Origin of the sequence: Sedimentitalea sediminis (assembly GCF_042687825.1) — a bacterium.
Classification (GTDB): domain Bacteria; phylum Pseudomonadota; class Alphaproteobacteria; order Rhodobacterales; family Rhodobacteraceae; genus Sedimentitalea.
Window position 1 is genome coordinate 1 of record NZ_JBHUQE010000059.1, and the last position, 1882, is coordinate 1882.

Sequence of the window (1882 nt, forward strand, 5' to 3'; positions counted from 1 at the left end):
ACCGCCGTCCCAGAACTGACCGACAAAATCTGATACAGGAGACACGGCCATGAGCTATACCGCCCCCCTTCAGGACATGCGCTTTGTCCTGCACCGCCTTTGCGGTCTCGATGACCTCGCAAACCTGCCCGGCCTCGAGGATTCGACGCCCGACATGGTGGATGCGATCCTTGACGAGGCCGCCAAATACGCCGCCCAGGAACTGTCGCCGCTTAACCGCGCCGGCGATCTGGCCGGTCTGGGCTTTGACAATGGCCGTGTCACCACGCCCGAGGGCTGGTCTGATGCCTATGACACGCTGGTCGAAATGGGCTGGAACAGCCCCTCGGCCAGCCCCGAGCATGGCGGCATGGGCCTGCCCTTTGCCGTGAACGCCTGTATCCAGGAGATGTTCCACGGCGCCAACATGTCGTTCCAACTGTGCCCGATGCTGACCCAGGGCGCGATCGAGGCGATCGAGCATTATGCCTCGGACGAGTTGAAGGACACCTATCTGCCCAAGCTGGTGACCGGCGAATGGACCGGCACGATGAACCTGACCGAGCCGCAGGCCGGCTCTGATCTGGCGGCAATCCGGTCCACCGCACAGCCCGATGGCGACGCCTATCGCATCAAGGGTCAAAAGATCTTCATCACCTATGGCGAGCACGATCTGGCCGAGAACATCATCCACCTGGTGCTGGCCCGCCTGCCGGACGCACCCGCCGGGGTCAAGGGCATCTCGCTCTTTGTCGTGCCGAAATTCATACCCCAGCCCGATGGCACGCCAGGGGCCGAAAACGACGTGCGCTGCGTGTCGATCGAACACAAGCTGGGCATTCACGCCAGCCCGACCTGCACCCTGTCCTTTGGCGACGATCAGGGCGCGATCGGCTACCTGGTGGGCGAGGCCAATCGTGGCCTGCAATACATGTTCGCGATGATGAACAATGCCCGCCTGAATGTCGGCATCCAGGGGATCGGCCTGTCCGAGCACGCCTATCAGGACGCTGCCGCCTATGCCGCCGAACGCCGGCAGGGTCAGGCGCCCGGCGTCGAAGGCTCGGCCGCAATCATCGAACATGCCGATGTGCGCCGCATGCTGGCGCAGATGAAAAGCCGCACCGAAGCCGCGCGCATCCTGGCCTATCGCGCCGCCGCTTCGCTGGACTTTGCCGCCCGCTCGGCGGATGACGCGCAGCGCGCCTATCACCAGCGCCGGGTCGATCTGCTGATCCCGGTGGTCAAGGGCTGTTCCACCGAGGCCGCGGTCGAAGTCGCATCGATGGGCGTCCAGGTCCATGGCGGCATGGGCTATGTCGAAGAAACCGGCGCCGCCCAGCACCTGCGCGACGCCCGGATCACCACGATCTACGAGGGCACCACAGGCATTCAGGCGCTGGACCTGATCGGGCGCAAGATCCTGCGCGACCAAGGTGCCGCGGTGGCGGAAATCGTTGCCGACATGCGGGCCAGCGCGCAGAGCCTGTCCGAGCAAAGCGATGATCTGGCGGACTGGACCCTGCTGTCGCGCCGGGTGGCGCAGGCCGCCGACACGATCGAGACCGCCACCGAATGGCTGCTGGAAGCCCCCGAGCGCGCCGCGCAGGCACCGGCGGCATCGGCAATGAACATTCTCGAACTGTTCGGCCTGTCGCTGGGCACCTGGGCGCATGGCGATGCGGCCCGCGCTGCGGCAGCCGAGATCGCCGATGGCGGCAACTCGGCACATGCCGCCACCAAGATCCGTCTGGCCGAATTCTATGCCTTGCAGGTCTTTCCGCAGGCGCAGGCCCGGCTCAGCGCCGCGACCGGTGGCGCCCAGGCGGTGCTGGCGATCAGCCCGGCCGACCTGAACCCGGCAGCGTGAGGTTCTGAAAATGACCCAGATCGAACGCGAAGC

General features: G+C 65.7%; 1 protein-coding gene. It reads left to right on the top strand.

Going from position 1 to position 1882, the window contains the following annotated elements; all coding sequences use genetic code 11:
- The first annotated feature begins 49 nt into the window (after window positions 1-49).
- The gene (locus ACFMPD_RS17480) at window positions 50-1849 is read left to right on the top strand and encodes an acyl-CoA dehydrogenase family protein (RefSeq protein WP_380997305.1); all 1800 of its coding nucleotides are present in this window, start codon (window positions 50-52) and stop codon (window positions 1847-1849) included.
- Window positions 1850-1882: the final 33 nt, after the last annotated feature.

What these genes read in the sequence shown, in the direction of transcription:
- ACFMPD_RS17480 (WP_380997305.1), top strand. Translation starts at nt 50, where the DNA reads ATGAGCTATACCGCCCCCCTTCAGGACATGCGCTTTGTCCTGCACCGC.